Consider the following 23,237-nt stretch of genomic DNA (forward strand, 5'->3'; position numbering starts at 1 on the left):
TGTTGGCCGCCCGTGTCGGCGTTGGTGGTCACTGAGGGCGAGAGTGGAGCCGGGTGGGGGAGCCTGACGTCGGTGGGTGGGTCTGACCAGGGCGGTTCGCCCCGGCCGGGGTCGGCGTCGGGCTAGCCGGTCGAGTGGTCGGCAACGTAGGTGCCGCGTCCCTGTTGGCCGATGATCAAATTGCGGTCGTGGAGGAGCGACAGCGCGCGGTAGACCGTACCGGTGCTGACGTCGTAGGCATCGGCAAGCTCGCTGGTCGACGGCAGCTTCTCGCCGGGAGCCAGCTCGCCATTGTTGATCTTGGCAGCGATGTCGTCGACGATCTCTCGGAACGACGGTTTTGCAGTTGGCATGGGGTGTCTCCAGTTGGTTCGGCACCCTGATCGTGCCGCACCTGGATGACTTACTGCAATAACTAAGCCAAGTTGGTCCCGCAAAGGCGAGGTAGATATGCTGTAGTAAGTGCAGTAAGTTGAGCCGTGGTCGTCTCCGGTTGGTTCGGCAAAACGGATCGGGCGGCGGCTGAGCAGGTGGTATTGCATCGCCGGGTGGCCGGCAGACGCGGACGGTCAACCTAGGCAGGGAGGGGGGTGTGCGTATGTGCCGGCTGCCCGGGACGGCTTGACGGCCGGGCTTCGTGCTCCAGGGTGCGGTGATCGGATGCGCGCGTTCTGACGAGCCCTCGGCGTGTCGAGTCGATGAGGCGCAGTGGATCATCGACCGACGATGCCCTGACGAGACGCAGACGGCAGGTCACCGGTGAGCGGGAGAGGGGCCTACGGCTTGCGCATCCACGTCGCCGGATCGGTGACGAAGATGCCCTTGCCTTGGTGGCGGCGGATCACCTCAAGGGCTTCGAGCCGTATGTGCACCAGTTGCATGGTGGACGGGCTGACTGTGTAGATCTTGCAGAACTCGGCGATCGACGGCAGCTTGTCGCCGGGTGCGTACTTACCTGCGCGGATGTCCGCCATGATCTCGTCGGCGATCCGCAGGTAGTCAGGCTTGGCAGGCATGACGCTCCTGCTTGTCGAGGGCTCCTCGCGTGGCGACTCCAATTTGATCACAAGGAAGGTGTATGAGCAATGGAACTTGAGTTACTTGGCTTCCTCATATAAGTTGCTCCCTGCGGGCGCTCCTCGCGTGGCAACGATGGGGTGTTCGTGCAGTGGTCGGGGCGGGGTGGTGGCGCGCGGCTTGCCCGCCCCGACCGCCCTACCCGAGCGAATCCCCGCGAAACCCGTAAACCCGTGAGCAGCAGAGATCCAGCATGAGCCGCTCCGGGGTCGTACTCGCCGAACGAGGCTGCGACCGCCGGAGCTGGGGCGACCCGTCGGCTGCGAGTCCTCCCGCTTCGGCCTTCCCGGCCGGCGGGTCGCCCCGTCCAAGCACACAGATACGCAGCACCAGCACCGGGCGCAGATCAGGCACAGCAACAGCGCGGCATCGCGTCGGCGGCATCGGCTGCCGGCGTACTCCTGACCGAAGGGGAACCCCGACGATGCGCAACCTTCTCCACCGGATCTTCAACCGACCAGGCCGGCGAGCAAACCGGGTGGTCGAGCCACCGCAGCACCTGCGGCCCCGCAACGCCGGAGTGCTTCGCAACGCCGGAGTGTTCCGCCGGCCGCCGTTGCGGCCCCGGATCCACCCCGGCCAGGTCCGCGACCGCCGGTTCCGCGAGGTGCGGCGCGGCCTCGACCCCGCCGAGGTGTACGCCTTCCTGCACTACGTCGCCGAGGACCTGACCGCCCTGCGGGACGACCTGCGGCGCACCGACGACGAGAACCTGCGGATCAAGCGGGCGCTGCGCGAATGGCAGTCCACCCAGACCCGGATGTACGTATGACCGCCGGGCCGCGTACCCAACTGGTGCTGACCGTCGCGAACCTGGACACCGGCGCGGTCGCCTCCACCAGCGTGATGCCCGGCGACATCGAGCCGGAGCCGGCACCGCACGGCGGCTGGGAGATACCACTGTGGTCGGTGCGCGACGAGTTGGCGGCGCAGGTCAAGGTCGACCGGTCGACGCTGCGTGACCTGCGCTATCCGGACGCCGAGCGGGCCGCCGGGCTCGCGGCGGCGCACACCGGTCCCGGCCACCCGGCCTGGTCGATCCACTTCGGGCGTACGGTGGCTGAGCCGCCGGTCAGCGTCGACGAGTCGTTGGCCCGGCTGTGCGCGCTGGCCGACCTGCTCTGCCTCGACCTGGTCGTCGAGGCCCGGTGGGGGGTGTTCGCGGCCGGCCTCAACTGGGACATCAGGTTCGAGACGCCCGGCGCGGCCGTGCCGCGTGACCAGCGCGGGTACGCCGCGAGCCTGCCTGCCGCCGTCGACCGTACCGCCGTTGCGGACGCGTTGGCCGGGCTGGCCGAACGGTCGTTGACCGCACCGGCGCACTTCCTGCTGCCGGCGTTGCGGTCGGCGGCACCGCCCGACGAAATCGACGTCGAACGGCTGGAGCGCCGCATCGTCCAGGACTGCGGTACGCCGCCGCCGGTCCCGGCCGGCGCGGGGGAGTGGACCGCCGGGGCGCAGGCCATCTGGCGGGATCGCCGCTGGCGGCACACGTCGCTGTGCCGGATCCCGGGCCCTCGGCCGGCGATCCCCGAACTGGCCCCGGTGCTGCGCCGGACCTGGCAGCCGCCGCTGCCGCCGTGGCTCGGCGAGCCGATCCCCAGCGTGCCGTGCCCGGACTGTCACGCTACCGGCTGGCGGCACCCGGTGCTGACCTGCCGGCGGTGCGGCGGCCACGGCCGGCAGTTCGACGGAGTCGTCGTCACCGTCACCAATCTGCGGGACCGGGCGACGCACGTCGAGTGGCGGCCGAGCCGCACCACGAGCGGGGACACCGCTGCGTCCGTCCTGGAGTCGGGTGGGCCGCCGGTGGTGCGGTTGCCGGAACGATTCCGGCTGAGCCGGCTGGCCGGCGTGTTCGGCGTACGGCCGGTGGACCTGCTCGACCTCACCGGGGAGCGGGTGGTCCCGCAGGAGCTGCGCGACGCGGTGGTGCCGGTGCTCGGCGACGGGCCGGACCCGGTCCGGCGGTACCTGCGGGCTGCCGCCGCCGGCCGGCCCGGTGCCCGCCTGCTGGTGCACGCCACCGACTGGGCCGAACTGCCGGCGTTCGACGCGTTCGCTGCGTTGGTGGTCGGGCTCGGTCTGGCGTTGCGGGTGACCGCCCGGGACATGCGGTCGTACGTCGACGACCCGATGGTGGTGCACGACCTGCTCTGGGGCGTCGAGGCGTTGCCGGTGATCCGTCCGGTCGATGACGCGAAACCGGCCGACGGGACGGAGCGGGTGGGCGAGCCGGAGCCGGTCGATGAGCCGGAGCCGATTGATGAGCCGTTGAGTCGCAGTGTGCAGCAGGCGATCGGCCGTTGCCTGCGCTACCTGGAGCTGGCGGTGGTCGAGTCGCTGCCGGCCGACCCGGCACGGCCGATCCCGGTGCCGCAGCAACTGGTGCCGCCGGTCGTGCCGGACATCGTCGGGCGGCTCACCGAGCTGGCCGCCGCGCACGCCGGGCAGGTGATGGCCGCTCACCTGGACCAGGCCGGCTGCCGCTACTGGGTCGCCCCCAGCCGCTGAGGCCTGGGTCGACCCGAGCCGCTGAGGCTGATGCCACAAGTGCATCATGATGCACCTGTGGCATCAAGCTGAAAATCGCATCTGCCCCCGGCACGGCCCGGTGCATCCGAATAATCCGTTTTATCCAGCCCGACTTGGGTGGTTCAAGCGGACTTGCGGTCAGTGGTCTTCTTTGCGGTGGTCTTGCGGGCACCGGACTTCTGCGTACCACCGGTCTGTCGCGTACCGCCGGTCTTCTGGTCGGCGCTTTTCGCGGCGGTCTTGCGGGCCTGGGCCTTTTCCGGCTGGGCCTTCTTGGCGGTGGTCTTCTTCTGGTCGGCGGCCGCAGCCTTCTTCGCCGGGGCCGTCTTCCTGGCCGGGGCCGCCTTCTTCGCCGCAGGGGCGGCGGCCTTGGCCGATTTGGCCGAGGTGATCGGGGTCGGCTCGGCCGGCTCCCGGTCCTCGCCAGCAGCCTCGCCGGGGGCCTCTCCGCGCGCCACCCGGGCCCGCTCGACCGAGGCGCGCAGCGCGGCCATCAGGTCGACCGCGGCGGCCGGTGCCTCCTCTTCCTCCTCCGGGGCGACGATTTCCCGGCCCTCCACCTTGGCGTCGATGACCTCCTGCAGCGCCGCCCGGTAGTCGTCGGTGTACTCGTCCGGCGCGAACTCGCCGGCCATCGAGTCGATCAGCGAGGCGGCCATCGCCAGCTCCGGCGGGCGGACCTGGATGTCGTCGTCGAGGAAGCCGAAAGACGCCTGCCGGACCTCGTCCGGCCAGAGCATCGTGTTGAGCACCAGCACGTTGTCGCGTACCCGCAGGGTGGCCAGCTGCTCGCGTTGCCGGATCGCGACCTTGACGATCGCCACCCGGTCCGAGTCGGCCAGGGCGTCGCGCAGCAGCACGTACGGCTTCGTCGCGGTGCCTTCCGGCTCCAGGTAGTAGGCCTTGTTGTAGAGCATCGGGTCGACCTGGTCGGCCGGTACGAACTCCAGCACGTCGATCGCCCGGGAGGTGCTCAACGGCAGGTCGGCGAAGTCCTCGTCGGTGAGGATCACCATCTCGCCGCCGCCGAGGTCGTAGCCCTTGGCGATGTCGTCGTAGCTGACCTCCTCGCCGTCGACCGAGCAGACCCGCTTGTACCGGATGCGCCCGCCGTCCTCCCGGTGCACCTGGTGGAACCGGATGTCCTTCTCCTCGGTGGCGGAGTACAGGCGTACCCCGATCGACACGAGGCCGAACGACACCGCGCCTTTCCAGATCGCGCGCATGGCTGATCCCTTCGCCACCACCGGCGGCCGCCGACCTGTCCCGCCCTTCCCCAAGGTCAAGATCGCCAGGTCGGCCCGGTGTTGATCCAGGATCGCATCCGACAGAACTCAGCGCGACCACTTCGTTGCTGGTTTTACAGTGGCAGGATGCCGGGTGGACCGCTGCGGCCGATGCTCGCGACGACCGGGGAGCTGCCCACAGGCCCCGGCTGGTGGTACGAGTTCAAATGGGACGGAGTGCGCGCTCTGGCGGATATCTCCGCCGGTGGGCAGCGGCTGTACGCCCGGTCCGGTGCCGAGATCACCATCGCCTACCCGGAGCTGTCCGGGCTGCCCCGCGCCCTGGACGACGCCCTGCTCGACGGGGAGATGGTGCTGCTCGACGCCGCCGGCCGACCATCGTTCACCCTGCTCGCCGAGCGGATGCACGTGCGGGATCCGGCGCGGGCGGCCCGGCTGGCCGCCGGTGCGCCGGCCACGTACATGATCTTCGACCTGCTGCGGCTACGCGGCGCGGACCTGACCGGCTGGCCGTACCGGGACCGGCGGCACGCGCTGGAAGCGCTCGGGCTGGCCGGGCCGGCGTGGGCGGTGCCGCCCAGCTTCACCGACGGGCCGGCCACCCGGGCCGCCGCCGCCGAACACGGGCTGGAGGGCGTGGTCGCCAAGCGCCGCGACGCGATCTACCGGCCTGGTGCCCGCAGCCCCGACTGGGTCAAGGTCAAAATCGAGCTGACCCGGGACTTCGTCGTCGGGGGCTGGCGTCCCGGGGTGCGTCGGCTCGGCGGGCTGCTGGTCGGCGTACCGGTGCGGGACGCGACCGGCGCGGCGACCGGCGCGCTGCGCTTCACCGGCCGGGTCGGCGGCGGGATCGGGTCGGCCGCGGAGCGGGCCCTGCTGGCCGCGTTGGAGCCGCTGCGTGCCGAGACGCCCCCGTTTGACACGCCGCTGCCCCGGGAGGACGCCCGCGGCGCGATCTGGGTACGCCCAGAGGTGGTGATCGAAGTACGGTACGGCCAGCAGACCCCGGACGGGCGGCTGCGGTTCCCCCGGTTCCTGCGGATCCGCCCGGACCTGCCGGCCACCGACGTCACCGAGGAGGACGCCGATGCGGGCTGATCGCAGTCTCGGCGCGGGCGAGCGCCGGATCCGGGTGGACGTCGCCGGCCGGTCGCTGGAGTTGTCCAACCTGGACAAGGTGCTGTACCCGGCGGCCGGGTTCACCAAGGGCGAGGTGATCGACTACTACACCCGGGTCTCCGGTGCGCTGCTGCCGCACCTCGCCGACCGGGCACTCACCCGGATCCGCTACCCGAACGGCGTCGACGGCCAGTTCTTCTTCGAGAAGAACGCCCCGGCGAGCACCCCGGACTGGGTGCGGACCGAACGGCTGCCCACCCCCGGGTCGTCGCGGGGCCGCGACGAGCTCGACTTCGTGATCGCCGACGACCTGCCCACCCTGGTCTGGCTGGCCAACCTGGCCGCGTTGGAGCTGCACACCCCGCAGTGGCGGGTCGGCGCCGACCCCGATCTGCTGGTCGTCGACCTCGACCCGGGGGCACCGGCCGGGATCGAGGAGTGCTGCGCGGTCGCGGTGCTGATCCGCGACCGGTTCGCCGACGACGGCATCGCCTGCTTCCCGAAGACCTCCGGCCGCAAGGGCATGCAGCTCGGCGCGCCGGTGTCGGCCGGGCAGCCGGCCGACGTCGTCTCCGGCTACGTGAAGCGGGTCGCCGAGGAGCTGGAACGCCGCTCACCGAAGACGATCACGTCGAAGATGGCCAAGCGGCTGCGGCCCGGCCGGGTCTTCATCGACTGGAGCCAGAACAACGCGGCGAAGACGACGGTGGCGCCGTACTCGCTGCGGGCCGGCCCGGTGCCGGCCGCCTCCGCGCCGCTGACCTGGCCGGAGGTGGAGGCCGCGGCGGCCGGCGAGCCGGGCGTCGTCCGCCAGTTCACCGCCGCCGAGGTGCTGGACCGGCTCGCCGAGTACGGCGACCTGCTCGCCGACCTGCTGACCGTCGGGCCGCCGGTCCCAGAGCGCAGGCAAGAGTCAGGGTAGGGCCGGGCCGAGTACGTCGTCGGCGTCGACGATCGTGTACGCGTACCCCTGCTCGGCGAGGAACCGCTGCCGGTGCGCGGCGTACTCGGTGTCGATGGTGTCCCGGGAGACCACGGTGTAGAAGTGCGCCTGCCGGCCGTCGGCCTTGGGCCGCAGCACCCGGCCGAGCCGCTGCGCCTCCTCCTGCCGGGAGCCGAACGTGCCGGACACCTGGATCGCCACCGCCGCCTCCGGCAGGTCGATGGAGAAGTTCCCGACCTTGGAGATGATCAGCGTGGGGATCTCACCATGGCGGAACGCGTCGAACAGCCGTTCCCGCTCCTTGTTGGTGGTGGAGCCCTGCACGATCGGCGCGCCCAGGAACTCACCGAGCTGGTGCAGCTGGTCGATGTACGCCCCGATGACCAGCACCTGCTCGCCGTAGTGTCGGTCGACCAGCGCCTTGACCACCGGCAGCTTGGTACGCGCGGTGGCCGCCGCCCGGTACCGCTCCTCGGTCTCGGTGACCGCGTACCCCATCCGTTCCGCGTCGGTGAGGGTGACCCGGACCTCGACGCATTCGGCCGGGGCGATCCAGCCCTGCGCCTCGATGTCCTTCCACGGCGCGTCGTAGCGTTTCGGCCCGATCAGTGAGAAGACGTCGCCTTCCCGGCCGTCCTCGCGGACCAGGGTGGCGGTCAGGCCGAGCCGGCGGCGGGCCTGCAGGTCGGCGGTGAACCGGAAGATCGGTGCCGGCAGCAGATGCACCTCGTCGTAGATCACCAGGCCCCAGTCGCGGGCGTTGAACAGGTCGAGGTGGGTGAAGGCGCCCTTGCGGCGCGAGGTCAGCACCTGGTACGTGGCGATGGTGACCGGGCGGATCTCCTTGCGCTCGCCGGAGTACTCGCCGATCTCGTCGGCGGTCAGCGAGGTGCGGGCGACCAGCTCCCGCTTCCACTGCCGGCCGGCGACCGTGTTGGTGACCAGGATCAGCGTGGTCGCCTTGGCCTCGGCCATCGCCGCCGCACCGACCAGCGTCTTGCCGGCACCGCAGGGCAGCACCACCACGCCGGAGCCGCCGGCCCAGAACTGCTCGACCGCCTCCTGCTGGTAGGACCGCAGCGACCAGCCGGGCTGCCCGTCGCCGCCGGCGGTGTCCAGCTCGATCGGGTGCGCCTCGCCGTCGACGTAGCCGGCCAGGTCCTCGGCCGGCCAGCCGAGCTTGAGCAGGCCCTGCTTGAGCCGGCCCCGTTCGGACGGGTGCACCGCCACCGTGTCGTCGTCGATCTTGTCGCCGAACATGCCGGCGAGCTTCTTGCTCTTGGTCACCTCGGTCAGCACGGCCCGGTCGGTGGTCCGCAGCACCAGCCCGTACGCGGGGTCGTTGGCCAGCTGCAGCCGGCCGTACCGGTCCATGGTGTCGGCGACGTCGACCAGCAGCGCGTGCGGCACCGGGTAGCGGGAGTACTTGAGCAGCGCGTCGACGACGCTCTCGGCGTCGTGCCCGGCGGCGCGGGCGTTCCACAGGCCGAGCGGGGTGAGCCGGTACGTGTGCACGTGCTCGGGTGAGCGCTCCAGCTCGGCGAACGGGGCGATCGCCATCCGGCACGCGGTGGCGTCCGGGTGGTCGATCTCCAGCAGCAAGGTCTTGTCCGACTGGACGATCAGCGGTCCGTTGTTCACTGTCGGTATCCCCCTTCTGGCCGACCCACCAGTCTCGCACGCGACCGCCCGACACCGGGCGGCCCTGGTGACCGACGCCACTGTCGGAGTGACGATCGTTGCGTACCTGGTGAATATCGCAACCTCAGCGGCCGCTGCGGCGTCTTACCTCACGACGGCTGTCCTGGTCAGGACATGACCTGGAGGTACGCCAGGGCAGCGTCACACTGGCCGGTGCCGACGGACGCGTTCGATCCGCACCGTGACCCGTCCGGGCCGGAGAGGCAGCCCGGGGAGCGGCGACGCGGGCGGAGTAACGGGGGCGGGCGGTCCACACCCGTGCGACGGCCAGGTGGTGGCCACCGGCTGCTGGCGACTCTCCAGCGAGCAGCCGGCGGCCACCACCTCAGCGAGCGGGGGTGAGCCCGACGCCGGAGGTGTACCGCACCGGGACCGGGTCGATGATCTCGCCGACGAACCGGCCGTCCAGGTGGTCCAGGAAGCCGATCAGCTGCCAGCCGCCCTGGTCTGCGTCCGGCACGAGGCGCGGTGCGTACAGGCCGGGGTGGGTGAACGGCTGGGCGGCGGCGACGTCCCACGGGCCGGTGGTGGCGGTGCCGGGCACCACCCAGATCTGGTCGGTGGTCGCGCCCCGGGCCGGCGAGACGGCGTTGTTGGTGCAGAACAGCAACAACGGCTGTCCGTCGATCACCACCACCTGGGGGACCTCCAGGTGCCCGAAGCCCGCCGGTACGGACAGCGGCGGCCGGACCCGCCAGGTGGTCAGGTCGTCCGAGGTGGCGTGCCCGATCACGCCCCGGGTGTCGGCCGGCCCGGTGGCGGACCGGGCGGTGATCAGCATGTGCCAACCGGCGCCGGCCGGGTCCGGGAAGACCCACGGGTCGCGCCACGCCTGTTCGTACCAGGCGTCCCGGTCGAGCAGTTCGTACCAGGTCGGGTCGGCCTCGACCAGCGGCTCGGTGCCGTGCCGGTGCCAGGTCATCAGGTCGTCCGAGACGGCCAGACCGATCCGCTGCACCAGCCCCTGCTCGGCCCGGCTGACCCCGGTGTAGAAGAGGTACCAGCGGCCGTCCGGACCCCGGACGGTGCTGCCGGTCCAGGTGGCGAGGTCGTCCCAGGCGGGTGCGTCCGCCGGGACCAGCGCGTCGGCGACCAGCCGCCAGTTGCGCAGGTCGGTGGAGACCGCGTGGCCGATGCTGGCGCGGTGGTGCCGCCGGTGCGGGTCGCCCAACGCCCGGGAGGCACGCAGGAAGAACGCGTGCCAGCGGCCGCTGTCGTCCCGTGCGTACCAGCTGTCCCACACCCAGTGATCCGGTAGCCGAAGCATGCCGGGAAACCTAGCAGTGAATCGGTTTAGCGCCAAGTTCGCGTCGTTACCCGACGTACTGGGGACGGACTTCCAGGGGCCGGCCGACGTCGCTGCTCAGCTGCTGTCCGCCGGCGCGGCGATCGACTTCCGGCGGTGCAGTGGCATCGGCACCATGCACCGCTCGGTGGATTCGCCGTCGAGCAGGATCTCCACCGCCCGCTGGCCCATCCGCTCGTGCGGCAGCGCCGCGGTGAACAGGCCAGGCCGCAGCCAGGTGGCGATCGGGTCGTCGTCGAACGAGACGACCGAGATGTCGGTGGGCACGGTCAGCCCGGCGTCGGCGATCGCCTGGTACGCGCCGAAGGCGAGGCGGTCGTTCATGCAGATCACCGCAGTGGGTGGGACGGCTCGGGCGAGCAGGGTGCGCATCGCGGTGTAGCCGTGCTCGGGCAGCCACTCCCGGCAGAACGGCTCGGCGTACAACGTGGCGTCGGCGGCCGACAGAGCGTGCCGGATGCCGAGCAGCCTGGCCTCGGCGGCCAGCGACACCTCCGGGTCGCGTTCCTTGAGGCGGTTGCGCCCGATCAGCGCGATCCGTTGCCGGTGGCCCTGCTTGAGCAGGGCCTCGGTGACCGCCCGACCGGCCAGTTCGTCGTCCGGCAGCACACACGGCAGGTTGTCCGGGCTGGTGGCGTTGAGCAGCACCACCGGGCCGCCCAGGATGGCCGGCGGCACGGTCAGCCGGCGGGTGGCCATCGCGGCGTAGATCACCCCGTCGACCTGCCGGTCCAGCATGGCTTCGATCGCGTACCGCTCGAACTCGGCGTCGCCCTGCGTCTCGGTGATCAGCAGTACGTGGTCGCGCTCCCGGGCGGCGTCCAGCGCACCCCGGATCAACCCACCGGCAAAACGGGTAGTTGCCACGATGTCGGACACGAAGGCAATTGTGGCGGTTTTCCTGGTCCGCAGGCTTCGTGCGGCGACGTTCGGGCGGTAGCCTAGTTCTTCGGCGGCGGCGAAGACCCGCTGGTGCGCCTCGACGGAGAGGCGCGTTCCCTCCCGCCCGTTCAGCACCATCGACGCGGCGGTCTTGGACAGGCCGGCTCGGCGGGCGACATCGGCCAAGGTGGCCCGGTTCCGCACCGTTGATCCTCTTGATGGGGGTTCACTGTCCACAGCACTGCCTCCGCCGGTCATGCCCATGCTCCATCATGCGATGCCGCCCCTGGTCCGGGGCAGGCGGGCTGACCCGCCACCTGTGAACGAGCCGTTTCCGGACCGTTGCCAACTGGTCCTTGACAGCAACGAGCTTTTCGCAGCATGCTCTGCTAAATCAGTTTAGCTAACCGATCCGCCAGGGCAGTCACGGCGGAACCCCAGCCGACGGCGCACCGCAGCCGTCGCAGGCGAAACATCACGAACCGCTGCGCCGCGTGGGATCGGCGGGGCGGCGACAACTCAAGGAGTCCCGAGATGCGTAGATATGCGCGGAAGCTCCACGCCGGTCGCCCGGCGCTGGCGCTGGCGCCGCTGATGGCGGCGGCCCTTGCCATCACCGCCTGCTCGGCCCCGGGTGCCGACCCGGTCACCGAGGACGGCGGTGACACCGAGGTCAGCACCGAACTGGGCAGCGACCCGATCACCCTGGAGATGTACGCCGAGACCGGCTTCCCGCTGGCCAAGGCGCTCGCCGACGAGTTCAGCAACCAGTACCCGAACGTCACGTTCAACGTGCGCGAGGACCAGTTCACCGTCATCGTCGAAAACGCCCCCCGGGTGCTGGCCGGCGACAACGCGCCGGACATCATCCGGCTTCCCACCATGATCGACCTGGTCTCCGACGGCCTGCTGAAGAACCTCGACCCCTACTTCGACGCGTACGGCTGGGACAGCTTCCCCGCCTCGCAGCTGGAGCAGCTGCGGATCGCCGACGACGGCACCCGGGGCAGCGGCTCGCTCTACGGCATGGGCCTCGGCTACAGCGTCACCGGCGTGTTCTACAACAAGGAACTCGCCGAGCAGGTCGGGATGACCGAGCCGCCGGCGACCATCGCCGAGTTCGAGGAGCTGCTCGCCGCGGCCAAGGACGCCGGCATCCAGCCGATCATGCAGTTCAACCAGGACACCGCCGGGATCAACTTCCCGCACCAGGCGCTGCAGAACCAGTACGGCGACCCGCAGGAGATCGCCGACTGGATCTTCCAGAAGGAAGGCGCCACCTTCGACACGCCGGCCGCGCTCAAGGCCACCCAGACCATCGAGAAGTGGGCCCAGGCCGGCTACTTCCCGGCGGACGCCAACGCCATCGACTACACCGCGATGATGGGCCAGTTCCAGGAGGGCAACGGCCTGTTCATGTTCAACGGTGACTGGGAGTCGGGCAACCTGGACGCCAACATGGCGGGCGAGGTCGGCTTCTTCCTGTTCCCGGGGGAGACCGCGGACGCCTCGCACGTGGCGATGTCCGCCCCGAACACCTTCGGGGTCGGCGCCAAGGCGAAGAACCCCGACGCCGCCGCCTTCTTCCTGAACTGGGTGCACACGAACGAGAAGGCCCGGGAGATCTCGGTGCAGGTCGGTGGCTCCAGCCCGGGCGGCCCGGCCGACCTCGAGGTGCCGACCGCCGCCGAGGGCACCGTACTCGCCCAGACCCTCGCCGCCAGCGGGCAGCTGGCCGAGGAGAACGGCGCGGTGGACTTCACCGCCAACGCGACCGGCTCGATCTTCGCCTCGGCGATCACCCCGGAGCTGCAGAAGCTGATCGTCGGCGAGCAGACCCCGGAAGGGTACGTGCAGGCGGTCCAGGCCCAGTACGAAGAGGAACTGTCTCGATGACGCTGCCCGCTACCGGCAGCACGTCACCCGCGCGGGCCCACCGGAACCGGTGGGCCCGTTCGGGCCGCTGGTCCGGCTGGTTGTGGGTGGTGCCGGCCCTGGTGATGTACGTGGTCTTCGTGGTCCGCCCGTTGACGCTCACCTTCCAGTACTCGCTCTACGACTGGAACGGCATCGGCGTCGCGCGGTGGGCCGGGCTGGACAACTACCTCACCGTCTTCACCGACTCCGACCTGCTGAAGATCATCGGGAACGCGTTCGTGCTGATCGTCTTCTTCAGTTTCATCCCGGTCGGGGTCGGGTTGCTGGTGGCCAGCCTGGTCCGGCGGATGGCCACCGGTCTGTTCGGCACCGCCGTACGGACGATTCTGTTTCTCCCGCAGGTCATCCCGCTGGTCGCCGCCGGCATCGCGTGGAGCTGGCTGCTCTCGTCGTCCGGCGTGGTCAACCAGGTGCTGCGCGCCGTCGGCCTGGGCGGGCTGGCCCGGCCGTGGCTCGGCGACTTCGACACCGCCCTGCCGTCGGTCGGCATGATCGGCGCCTGGGTCTCCCTCGGCCTGTGCACCATCCTGCTGATCACCGGGATCGGCAAGATCGACCCGAGCCTGTACGAGGCGGCCCGGATGGACGGCGCCGGCCCGGTCCGGGAGTTCTTCGCGGTCACCCTGCCCGGCCTGCGCCGCGAGATCGGCGTCTGTCTGACGGTGACCGTCATCGCGGCGCTGGCCAGCTTCGACATCGTCTATATCTCCACCAGCGGCGGCCCGGGGTACCAGACCACCGTGCCGGGCCTGGAGATCTACCGGCTGGCGTTCGCCCAGCGGCAGGTCGGCCTCGCCTCCGCGCTGGCCATCGTGCTGATGGCGCTGGTGCTGCTCTGCGTACTGCCGATCCAGCGTCTGACCCGGGAGGAGAAGGGATGAGGCTCAGTCGCAGCGAGCAGGTGACCGGGCGGGTCTTCCTGATCCTGCTGGTCCTGGTCACCCTGCTGCCGTTCGTGAGCATGCTGTCGGCGGCGTTGCAACCCCGGGGAACGGTGCCGACCGGGCTGACCTGGCCGTCCGACCCGCAGTGGGGCAACTTCGCCGACGCCTTCACCGTGGCCAACATGGGCGCGCTGCTCAAGTCCAGCGGCCTGATCGTCGCCGGGGTGGTGCCGGTCGCCGTGGTGATCGCGACCATGGCCGGCTTCGGCCTCGGCCACCTGAAGATCCCCGGCGCCCGGTTCGTCTTCGTCTTCTTCCTGCTCGGTCTGACCATGCCGTTCGAGGCGGTGATCACCCCGCTGTACTACCAGATCCAGGACTTCGGTCTGCTGAACACCCGGTGGGCGATCATCCTGCCGCTGATCGGGCTCTTCATGCCGTTCGGCGTGTTCTGGATGCGTACCCACTTCATCAACGTGCCGGCCGAGCTGTCCGAGGCGGCCCGGGTCGACGGCAGCAGCACCTGGCAGCTGTTCTGGCGGATCCACCTGCCGCTGGCCCGGCCGGCGATCGCCTCGCTGACCATCCTGCTGTTCCTCTGGACGTGGAACCAGTTCCTGCTGGCCATCGTGCTCGTCGACGACGGCACCAAGCGGACCATGGCCGGGGCGCTCGGCGCCTTCCAGGGGCAGTGGGGCACCGACCAGGTGCTGCTGTGCGCCGGGTCGCTGCTGATCCTCACCCCGACGCTGATCGTCTTCCTGATCTTCCAGCGTCAGTTCATCAAGGCCCTGCTGCAAGGGTCGGTGAAGGGGTGACCGCGTCCGACCAGCCGCTCGTGCAGGGCGACGTCGCCGACGGCTTCGGCCGGGTCGCCGACGTGTTCCGGGACAACTTCGCCACCCGGGGCGAGGTCGGCGCCGGCCTGGCCGTCTACGTCGACGGACGCCCGGTCGTCGACCTGTACGGCGGGCTCGCCGATCCGCGTACCGGACGGGTCTGGCAGCGGGACACCCCGGCGGTGGTCTTCTCCTGCACCAAGGGCATCCTGGCGGTCTGCGCCTACCTGCTGGTGCAGTCCGGCCGGCTGGACCTGGCCGCCCCGGTCACCCGCTACTGGCCCGGGTTCGGTCGCAACGGCAAGGCCGACATCGTGGTCCGCGACCTGCTCACCCACCGGGCCGGCCTGCCGGCGCTGGACCGCGATTTGACCCGGGAACAGGTGCTGGCCTGGGAGCCGGTGATCGCCGCGATCGAGGAGCAGACCCCGCTGTGGCAGCCGGGTACGGCGTACACGTACCACGCGTTGACCTACGGCTGGCTGGTCGGCGAGGTGATCCGGCGGGTCACCGGCGTACCGGTGGGGGAGTTCTTCCGCGACACCCTGGCCGGGCCGCTCGGCCTGCGGACCTGGATCGGGCTGCCGGCCGCCGAGCGGGACAGCGTGGCCTGGACGCTGGCCCCGCCGGACAACCCGGTCAGCTACCCGGACCGGGTCAGCGAGCGGTCGCTGACCATGGGTGGCGCGTTCGACTTCCCGGCGGACGCCGCCGGCCTGGTCAGCTTCAACGACCCGGCCGTCCAGGCGGCCGAGGTTCCCGGAGCCGGCGGGGTGAGCTCCGCCGCCGGCCTGGCCCGGCTGTACGCCGCCTGCGTCGCGCCGGTGGCCGGACCCCCGCTGCTGACCACCGCCTCGGTGGACGACGCGGTGGTGGTGCGCTCGCAGGGCCGGCAGCGGTACGGCGGCCCGGACGCCGGGCAGCGCTGGGGGACCGGCTTCCTGCTCGGGTCGCCCCGGATCCGCCCGATGCTCGGCGACCGCAGCTTCGGTCACGACGGGGCGGGCGGGCATCTGGGCTTCGCTGACGACCGCTACCGGGTCGGCTTCGGGTACGTGCTGAACCAGATGGGGCCGGCGGACGACGACCGGGCCAACCGGCTGACCGCCGCGTTGCGGGACTGCCTGGACTGAGGCTCGGAGCGGGTATCCCCCGTCCCACCAGCAACAACTATATGTCCAGCCGATTTCTGGCACGTGTCTTGACATGGCCTGATCATCGCGAGCATGCTCAGCTAAATCAGTTTAGCGTCGATCTACTCGCCCAGCTTGACTGCCGGTCCCCCGCTTGTGACCCCCACCCGCAGGCCTGGCTGGGCACACGCGCTCGCGCGGGAAGGAAGGACGCATGACCCTCCGCAAGAAGGCGGTTGCCCTGCTCGCCGTAGCCGCGGTGCTGAGCACCGCCGGGGCGGCGAACGCTCAGGGTGGCAACGGCGGCGGCATCACCACCGGCATCCAGAGCATCACCCCGATCACCGAGGTCTACACGTACGGCCAGCGGGTCTCCGCGGTGGCGGTCGAGTACGGCGAGATCGTCAACCCCGACTCGATCGACCCGAGCACCTACACCGTGTCGGACACCGTGTACAACTTCCGGTTCAACCCGATCGAGGACCTGACCAAGATGGCCGACCGGACCATCACCAACGTCTACACCAACAGCCGGGCGCACACCCGGTTCGACCAGCGGTCGGTCACCGGACGCTACGTGATCATCGAACTCGACCCGGCCGACGTGGGCGGCTGGACCGTGATCGTCTCGAAGTGCCCGACCTTTCTGTGCACGGTCAAGGTCAACCCGGATCTACCGACCACGCTGACCCAGCGCAAGCGGATCCACGCCAAGCAGGGCAACGGCAACGGTCTGGGGCCGGTGCTCGCACCGGGCACCCCGCACCGGGTCCGGGCGATGACCGAGGAGCCGGTGAACCTGCTGGTCGACGAGTTCGCCTACGACTCGTACCTGAGCGGCGGCATGGTGCTGCCGTACCACTACCACCTGCCGAAGAACTACGACCCGGCCAAGCGGTATCCGCTGATGGTCGTGCTGCCCGGCCACGGGATGGGCTTCGACGGGGACAACACCGGGGTACAGATCGCGGCGGACATCCCCGCGGTGGCCTGGCTGGAGCGTAAGTGGACCGGCAGCGACGAGGACGTGATCGTGCTCGCCCCGCAGAACCAGCGGGTCGGTGCGGCGGCCGAGGCCGCGCTGCTGATCAAGCTGATCGACCAGTTCGTCGACGAGTACAGCGTCGACCCCACCCGGATCTACACCACCACGGTCTCCTACGGATCGCAGCTGGCCTGGGCGGCGTTCGAGCAGCGGCCGGATCTGTTCGCCGCCGGTCTGATCACCGGTGGGTTCCAGATCAACGAGGAGCAGGCCGCCGCGGTGGCCGAGGCGGAGATGCCGGTGTACGTCACCCACGGCGTCAACGACCACCTGCTGAACATCTCGCTGGGACGCAACTCCCGCGACGCGCTGCAGGCGGCGCACGCGGCGCAGGGCAAGAGCGAGCAGGAGATCGCCGACCTGGTGCGCTACACCGAGTACGAGAACGACGCGTTCTCGCTGCCCGACTACCACGCCGCCTACGGTCCGACGTACGAGGACCGCAGCATCCTGAAGTGGCTGCTCAGCCAGCGCAACGACAGCGCCTCCTGAGCCGACGGACCCGGGTCCGGGCAACCGGGTCCGGGTCAGCCTGACTACCGCCCGACCGTGAGCCTGTCGGAGGATCGCCGGATCCTCCGACGGGCTCACGCGTGTCTCCGGCCGCCAGCCCTGGCTCCACGGTCCGGCAACCACCTCTCGAAACGGTTCGGGTCAATGTTGTTATCGTAAACAAGCAGCGGCTGGCTGAAAGTGCTCGGCGGGTCGATGGGCAGTGAGGGTGCAGCAGCTTTCCCAGTTGCATCGTTACAATGCGCCCGAGACTGATCCAGTTGTCTCGATGTATTGAAGGTGTTAGCGATAACACCTATGCTCCTGCTGTGGGGCGCGGGGCACGTCCCACCTGCTTCCACCGGCCTTGTCGGGAGTCGGCCGGGTGTGGTGGCCGGCAGCGTTCCCGCCTTCCGAGCCGGGCCTCGGGCGCCGAGCGTTGCGGGCCGGGCGAGTCCACCTCGGTGAAGCGTCCCCGGGCCACGCCGTGCGACGCGGCTGTCCGGCGGTGCCGGTGCCTGCTGGCGTCGGCCACGGTGCCCAGCCCGCACCGTGGCCGACGCCGCCATCCCAACTTGCGATTCCGCTGAACCTTGCTGCCTGGGTACCCGGCGCCGTCGGCACCCATCCCGGAAAGGAACTCCAGTGCGACAAACAGCTGTCAAACGAGCAGTGCTGCTCGCGGCGGCCGGTGGCCTGGTCGCCTCGGCGGCGACCGTGGTCCTGCCCGCAACCGCCGCCGCAGCCGCCGGATGCTCTGTGGACTACGCCGTGTCGTCCCAGTGGCCCGGCGGATTCGGCGCCAACGTCACCGTCACCAATCTCGGAGACCCGATCGACGGCTGGACCCTCACCTGGTCGTACACCGCTGGACAACAGGTCACCCAGGCGTGGAACACGTCGCTGACCCAGAGCGGGGCACAGGTGACCGCGCGCAATGTCAGCTGGAACAGCGCGATCGCGACGAACGGCACCGCCTCGTTCGGGTTCAACGGCTCCTGGAACAACAGCAGCAACCCGACGCCCGGCTCGTTCACCCTCAACGGAACGGTCTGCACCGGAGGCGTGACCGACCCGACCACCGCTCCGCCCACCACCGTCCCGCCCACGACGGCTCCGCCGACCACCGCCCCGCCCACCACGGCTCCGCCGACGACACCGCCGCCGTCGGGGGATTACACGAATCCGGTGGTGTGGCAGGACTTCGCGGATGTGGAGGTGATCCGGGTCGACGACACGTACTACATGACGGCGTCGACGATGCATTATTCGCCGGGTGCGCCGATTCTGCGGTCGTACGATCTGGTGAACTGGGAGTTCGCGGGGCATGCGGTACCGAGGTTGGAGTTCGGGTCGAAGTACGACCTGTCGGGGGCGCAGCGTGGGTATGTGCGGGGGATCTGGGCGTCGACGTTGAACTACCGGCGGAGCAACGGGACGTACTACTGGGCGGGTTGTATCGATTTCAGTCAGACGCACATGTACACGTCGCGGTCGGTGGAGGGGCCGTGGACGAAGCATGCGACGTTGCCGTGTTACTACGACGCGGGGTTGTTGTTCGACGATGATGACACGCCGTATGTGGCGTACGGTAACGGGACGATCAGTGTGGCGCAGTTGTCGGCGGATGGTCGGTCGCAGGTGCGGGCGCAGCAGGTGTTCCAGACGCCGTCGAGTGTGGGGACGCTGGAGGGGGCCCGGTTCTACAAGCGGAACGGTAGCTATTACATCTGGTTGACGCGGCCGGCGAACGGTCAGTATGTGTTGCGGTCGACGAACGGGCCGTTCGGGCCGTACGAGATGCGGCAGGTGTTGTTGGATCTGCCGGGGCCGATCTCGGGTGGTGGGGTGCCGCATCAGGGTGGTGTGGTGCAGACGCAGAACGGTGACTGGTACTACATGGCGTTCGTGGACGCGTATCCGGGTGGGCGGATGCCGGCGTTGGCGCCGATCACCTGGACGGGTGACGGGTGGCCGCAGTTGCGGACGGTGAACGGTCGGTGGGGGGTGAACTACCCGGTGCCGAATCTGCCGGCGCCGCCGCGGGTGGTGAAGCCGTTGACCGGGGTGGACACGTTCGCGGGGACGACGTTGGGGCCGCAGTGGGAGTGGAACCACAATCCGGACAACTCGCGGTGGTCGGTGAACGACGGGCTGCGGTTGTCCACCGCGACCGTGACGAATGATCTCTACAGTGCGCGGAACACGTTGACGCATCGGATTCAGGGGCCGACGTCGACGGCGACGGTCGAGTTGGATTATTCGTCGATGCGGGATGGTGACCGGTCGGGGTTGGTGATGTTGCGGCAGTCGTCGGCGTGGGTCGGGGTGCGTCGGGACAATGGGTCGACCCGGGTGGTGATGACGAACGGGTTGACGATGGACAGTAACTGGAACACCATCGGGACCGGGACTGAGGTGGCGAGTGCGCCGGTGTCGGGTGGTCGGGTCTGGTTGCGGGCGAATGCTGATATCCGGCCGGGTGCGGGGCGGCAGGCGCGGTTCTCGTACAGCACGGACGGGGTGAATTTCACGTCGTTCGGGCCGGCGTTCACGTTGAACAATGAGTGGCAGTTCTTCATGGGTTACCGGTTCGGGATCTTCAATTATGCGACGCAGGCGCTCGGCGGTTCCGTCACCGTCCGACGGTTCGAACTCAGTACGCCATGAGTGTCGGTCGCGACTTCAGGAGAGGAAAAGGAATGAGAAGGCCCAGAAGTGTACGCACGATGGTCGCGATCTCCGCGACGATCGCGCTGTCGACAGGAATGGCGGTGGCGGTAGCCACCTCAGCCAGCGCGGCGTCGACGTTGGGTGCCGCCGCCGCCGAGAGCGGCCGCTACTTCGGCGCCGCCACCAACTCGTTCATGCTGAACCGCCAACCCCACGCCACCGTCCTCAACCGCGAGTTCAACTCCATCGTGGCCGAGAACGAAATGAAGTGGTACCACACCGAACCCAACCAGAACCAGTTCAACTTCACCGCCGGCGACCAACTCATCGCCCACGCCCGCGCCCGCGGCATGACCGTCCGCGGCCACACCCTCGTCTGGCACGCCCAACAACCCCAGTGGGCCCAGAACATGTCCGGCAGCGCCCTGCGCAACGCCATGATCAACCACATCAACCGGGTCGCCGGCCACTGGCGCGGCCAGATCCACTCCTGGGACGTCGTCAACGAAGCCTTCGCCGACGGCGGCAGCGGCGGACGCCGCGACTCCAACCTGCAACGCACCGGCAACGACTGGATCGAGGTCGCCTTCCGCACCGCCCGCGCCGCCGACCCCAACGCCAAACTCTGCTACAACGACTACAACACCGACGGCATCAACGCCAAGTCCACCGCCATCTACAACATGGTCCGCGACTTCAAAGCCCGCGGCGTCCCCATCGACTGCGTCGGCCTGCAGTCCCACCTCGGCACCAGCCTCGACCCCACCTACCAGCAGAACATCCAACGCTTCGCCGACCTCGGCGTCGACGTCCAGATCACCGAACTCGACATCCAACAGGGCGGAAACCAGGCCAACATGTACGGCCAGGTCACCCGCGCCTGCCTCGCCGTCGCCCGCTGCACCGGCATCACCGTCTGGGGCGTCCTCGACCCCGACTCCTGGCGCACCGGCGCCAACCCCCTGCTGTTCGACGGCAACGGCAACAAGAAACCCGCCTACGACGCCGTACTCAACGCCCTCAACGCCGGCGGCAACCCCCCGCCGCCGACCACCGCGCCGCCGGCAACCACTCCGCCACCGTCCGGCGGCGGATGCTCCGCGACCGTCTCGATGAACTCCTGGAACGGCGGATTCGTGGCCACCGTCCGGGTCACCGCCGGATCGTCGTCGATCAACGGCTGGCGGGTCCGGCTCAACGTACCGTCCGGGGCCAGCGTCACCGGCGCGTGGAACGCCGACCGCAGCGGCAACACCGGTGCCGTCGACTTCACCAATGTCAGCTACAACGGCCAGGTCGGTGCCGGGCAGTCCACCGAGTTCGGTTTCCAGGCCAGCGGAAACGGTTCGATTCCGACGCCCAGCTGCACTGCCGGCTGAGCAGCTCTGGGCCGGTGCGGAGGCTGTCCTCTCCGCACCGGCCCGACCGCACCAGTTTCCTCCCGGCAGGCTTCCGGGCCGGCCCAATGCCTTTGACCGGCCGTGCGATTCCAACGCGTTCGACCGTCCATGAGATCAGGGGAAGTAGATGAAGAGATGGAGAACCAACGCCGCCTTGGCGTCGGTCGGTGCCGTTCTGTTCGCCTCGGCTGCGGTGGCGGCTGCGGCGCCAGTCGCCGCAGCCGCCGGATGCTCGGTGAATTACGCGGTGTCGTCGCAGTGGCCGGGTGGGTTCGGCGCCAACGTCGCCATCACCAACCTCGGTGACCCACTTACCAGCTGGACGCTCACCTGGTCGTTCGGCGCAGGCCAGACCGTGACCCAGGCGTGGAACACGACGCTGACCCAGAGCGGTGCCACGGTGACTGCCAGGAACGTCAGTTACAACGGTGCCATCCCGACCAACGGCACGACCTCGTTCGGCTTCAACGGCTCGTGGAACGGCAGCAACCCCGCTCCCACCAGCTTCGCGTTGAACGGAGTGGCCTGCACCGGCGGTACCGCGCCGACCACCGCGCCTCCGACGACCGCACCACCGACCACCGCACCTCCGACCACCGCACCTCCGACCACCGCACCACCGACCACGCCGCCTCCGACCGGGCCGGCCGACATCACGGTGAACAGCGCCACCCGCTACCAGACGGTCGACGGCTTCGGCGCCGCCACCTGGATCTGGGGCAGCGGCACGTGGTCGACCGCCGAAACCCAGACCATGGTCGGGCTCGGGCCCAACCAGTTGGGCCTTTCGATCATCCGGACCGGGATCTCCCCGGAGTCCGGTGAGTGGCCGGTCCAGGTCAACGCGCTGCGTACGGCGAAGTCGTACGGCTCCGACGTGAAGATCCTCGCGTCACCGTGGACTGCGCCGGCGGCATGGAAGACCAACAACAGCCGGATCAACGGCGGCAAGCTGCGGACCGACTACTACGACGACTACGCCAACCATCTGAACAGCTACGTCCAGTACATGCGCAACCAGGGCGTGACGGTCGACGTCACCTCGGTGCAGAACGAGCCGGACTGGCACCCGAGCTACGACTCGATGGACTGGAGCGGTACCGAACTGCGCAACTTCGTCCGCGACCACGGGTGGCGGGTGCAGAACACCGAGCTGATGGTCGCCGAGGCGGTCAACCTGAACTACAGCTACACCGATCCGACCCTCAACGACGCGACCGCCCGCAACAACATCGGCTACATCGGCGGGCACCTGTACGGCACCGAGGCGTCGGGCCGGCTGGGGCCGTACAACCTGGCCAACCAGCACGGCAAGCCGGTATGGATGACCGAGTGGAACCTCCACGAGGCGGACGGAAGCGGTTCGAACATCTGGGGCAACCCGAGCAACCAGACCGTCTGGAACGAGACGCTCGACGACATCATGCGTACGGTGCACCGGTCGATGGAGGCCAACTGGACCGCCTACATCTGGTGGTACGGCAAGCGGTACTACTCCTTCATCGGCGACGGCGAGTCGGCCTTCGGCACCACGGCCGGAGCGCCGCTCAAGCGCGGGTACGCGTTTTCGCAGTACGCCAAGTACGTCCGTCCCGGTTACCAGCGGGTCGCCCTGACCAAGAGCTCCAAGGCGTCGCCGCTGGAGGTGACCGCCTACACCGGTGACGGGAAGACCACCCTGGTGATCCTCAACCGGTCGAACAGCGCGGTCAACGGTGCGGTCGTCCAGGCCCCGCAGAACGTCACGCGGGCGGAGCACTACCTCACCTCGCAGTACTCCAGCGCGGCCAGCCAGTCGGTGACGGTGAACGGCCAGCAGGTCACCGTCAACGTGGGCGCACGCAGCATCTCCACCGTCGTGCTCACCCACTGAGGGCAGCGGGTGCCGGTGCGGGTCCCCGCCCGCACCGGCACCCCGACCCCGACGGTGCCGGCCGGTGCCGGGCACGTCTGCCGGCACCGGACACGTCGGCCGGTGCCGGTTACTGTCCGATCCGGCCCCGACCTGCCAGTCTGGAGACAG

18 protein-coding genes are annotated in these 23,237 nt (G+C 69.6%); 12 read left to right on the plus strand and 6 right to left on the minus strand.

The features are described from left to right. Nucleotides 1-122 precede the first annotated feature (122 nt). Both ACN27J_RS23590 and ACN27J_RS23595 read right to left on the minus strand, forming a co-directional pair. Nucleotides 123-353 (minus strand): GntR family transcriptional regulator, encoded by a 231-nt coding sequence (locus ACN27J_RS23590; RefSeq protein WP_421369586.1) that lies wholly within the window; start codon nt 351-353, stop codon nt 123-125. A gap of 423 nt (nt 354-776) precedes the next feature. Then, nucleotides 777-1,016: a winged helix-turn-helix domain-containing protein gene (locus ACN27J_RS23595; protein WP_282233367.1), complete on the minus strand. Its 240-nt coding sequence runs from the start codon at nt 1,014-1,016 to the stop codon at nt 777-779. 485 nt (nt 1,017-1,501) lie between these two features. On the opposite strand from ACN27J_RS23595, the gene ACN27J_RS23600 reads away from it, so the two are divergent. Both ACN27J_RS23600 and ACN27J_RS23605 read left to right on the plus strand, forming a co-directional pair. Then, nucleotides 1,502-1,849 carry a DivIVA domain-containing protein gene (locus ACN27J_RS23600; RefSeq protein WP_421369589.1) on the plus strand — a complete coding sequence of 116 codons (348 nt, stop codon included), beginning with the start codon at nt 1,502-1,504 and terminating at the stop codon, nt 1,847-1,849. Continuing rightward, entirely contained in the window at nt 1,846-3,591 is a 1,746-nt protein-coding gene (locus ACN27J_RS23605) for a hypothetical protein (RefSeq protein ID WP_421369591.1), read from the plus strand. Before ACN27J_RS23600 ends, ACN27J_RS23605 begins: the two co-directional genes overlap by 4 nt. 143 nt (nt 3,592-3,734) lie before the next feature. Here the strand turns inward: ACN27J_RS23605 and ACN27J_RS23610 are convergent, their stop codons facing one another. Then, a complete protein-coding gene (locus ACN27J_RS23610; RefSeq protein ID WP_421369593.1) occupies nt 3,735-4,838 on the minus strand; it encodes a Ku protein in 1,104 nt (367 codons plus the stop codon). 147 nt (nt 4,839-4,985) lie between these two features. Here ACN27J_RS23610 and ligD (ACN27J_RS23615) point away from each other — a divergent pair, with 147 nt between their 5' ends. Together ligD (ACN27J_RS23615) and ligD (ACN27J_RS23620) are read left to right on the plus strand one after the other, a co-directional pair. Then, the gene (gene ligD, locus ACN27J_RS23615) at nt 4,986-5,957 is read left to right on the plus strand and encodes a non-homologous end-joining DNA ligase (RefSeq protein ID WP_421369594.1); all 972 of its coding nucleotides are present in this window, start codon (nt 4,986-4,988) and stop codon (nt 5,955-5,957) included. Further along, nucleotides 5,947-6,900: a non-homologous end-joining DNA ligase gene (gene ligD / locus ACN27J_RS23620; protein ID WP_421369596.1), complete on the plus strand. Its 954-nt coding sequence runs from the start codon at nt 5,947-5,949 to the stop codon at nt 6,898-6,900. The genes ligD (ACN27J_RS23615) and ligD (ACN27J_RS23620) overlap by 11 nt, the downstream gene beginning before the upstream one ends. Here the strand turns inward: ligD (ACN27J_RS23620) and ACN27J_RS23625 are convergent. The 3 genes from ACN27J_RS23625 to ACN27J_RS23635 form a co-directional block, all read right to left on the minus strand. Beyond that, nucleotides 6,892-8,562, minus strand: coding sequence for a DNA repair helicase XPB (locus tag ACN27J_RS23625; RefSeq protein ID WP_421369598.1), 1,671 nt, complete (start codon nt 8,560-8,562; stop codon nt 6,892-6,894). The two genes, ligD (ACN27J_RS23620) and ACN27J_RS23625, sit on opposite strands and share 9 nt — an antisense overlap. Before the next feature lie 385 nt (nt 8,563-8,947). After that, nucleotides 8,948-9,925: a glycosyl hydrolase family 32 gene (locus ACN27J_RS23630; RefSeq protein WP_421369600.1), complete on the minus strand. Its 978-nt coding sequence runs from the start codon at nt 9,923-9,925 to the stop codon at nt 8,948-8,950. A 60-nt stretch (nt 9,926-9,985) separates the two neighbouring features. Beyond that, a complete protein-coding gene (locus ACN27J_RS23635; RefSeq protein WP_421369602.1) occupies nt 9,986-11,014 on the minus strand; it encodes a LacI family DNA-binding transcriptional regulator in 1,029 nt (342 codons plus the stop codon). Nucleotides 11,015-11,344: 330 nt separating this feature from the next. Here ACN27J_RS23635 and ACN27J_RS23640 point away from each other — a divergent pair, with 330 nt between their 5' ends. The 8 genes from ACN27J_RS23640 (at nt 11,345) to ACN27J_RS23675 (ending at nt 23,087) form a co-directional block, all read left to right on the plus strand. After that, complete coding sequence (locus tag ACN27J_RS23640; protein WP_421369604.1) at nt 11,345-12,706, plus strand: ABC transporter substrate-binding protein; 1,362 nt, start codon at nt 11,345-11,347, stop codon at nt 12,704-12,706. Then, nucleotides 12,703-13,629 carry a carbohydrate ABC transporter permease gene (locus ACN27J_RS23645; RefSeq protein ID WP_421369605.1) on the plus strand — a complete coding sequence of 309 codons (927 nt, stop codon included), beginning with the start codon at nt 12,703-12,705 and terminating at the stop codon, nt 13,627-13,629. Before ACN27J_RS23640 ends, ACN27J_RS23645 begins: the two co-directional genes overlap by 4 nt. Further along, nucleotides 13,626-14,450 carry a carbohydrate ABC transporter permease gene (locus tag ACN27J_RS23650; RefSeq protein WP_278173432.1) on the plus strand — a complete coding sequence of 275 codons (825 nt, stop codon included), beginning with the start codon at nt 13,626-13,628 and terminating at the stop codon, nt 14,448-14,450. Before ACN27J_RS23645 ends, ACN27J_RS23650 begins: the two co-directional genes overlap by 4 nt. After that, nucleotides 14,447-15,604, plus strand: coding sequence for a serine hydrolase domain-containing protein (locus ACN27J_RS23655; protein WP_421369607.1), 1,158 nt, complete (start codon nt 14,447-14,449; stop codon nt 15,602-15,604). Before ACN27J_RS23650 ends, ACN27J_RS23655 begins: the two co-directional genes overlap by 4 nt. A 214-nt stretch (nt 15,605-15,818) precedes the next feature. Continuing rightward, on the plus strand, nt 15,819-17,141 hold the full coding sequence (locus ACN27J_RS23660; protein ID WP_421369609.1) for a hypothetical protein: 1,323 nt from the start codon (nt 15,819-15,821) through the stop codon (nt 17,139-17,141). A 645-nt stretch (nt 17,142-17,786) separates the two neighbouring features. Further along, nucleotides 17,787-19,811: a family 43 glycosylhydrolase gene (locus ACN27J_RS23665; RefSeq protein ID WP_421369610.1), complete on the plus strand. Its 2,025-nt coding sequence runs from the start codon at nt 17,787-17,789 to the stop codon at nt 19,809-19,811. Nucleotides 19,812-19,843: 32 nt separating this feature from the next. After that, nucleotides 19,844-21,193 carry an endo-1,4-beta-xylanase gene (locus ACN27J_RS23670; protein ID WP_421369612.1) on the plus strand — a complete coding sequence of 450 codons (1,350 nt, stop codon included), beginning with the start codon at nt 19,844-19,846 and terminating at the stop codon, nt 21,191-21,193. A 148-nt stretch (nt 21,194-21,341) separates the two neighbouring features. Continuing rightward, nucleotides 21,342-23,087 (plus strand): cellulose binding domain-containing protein, encoded by a 1,746-nt coding sequence (locus ACN27J_RS23675; RefSeq protein WP_421369614.1) that lies wholly within the window; start codon nt 21,342-21,344, stop codon nt 23,085-23,087. Nucleotides 23,088-23,237: the final 150 nt, after the last annotated feature.

The sequence above is a fragment of the Solwaraspora sp. WMMB762 genome (genome assembly GCF_049179115.1).
Classification (GTDB): Bacteria; Actinomycetota; Actinomycetes; order Mycobacteriales; family Micromonosporaceae; genus Micromonospora_E.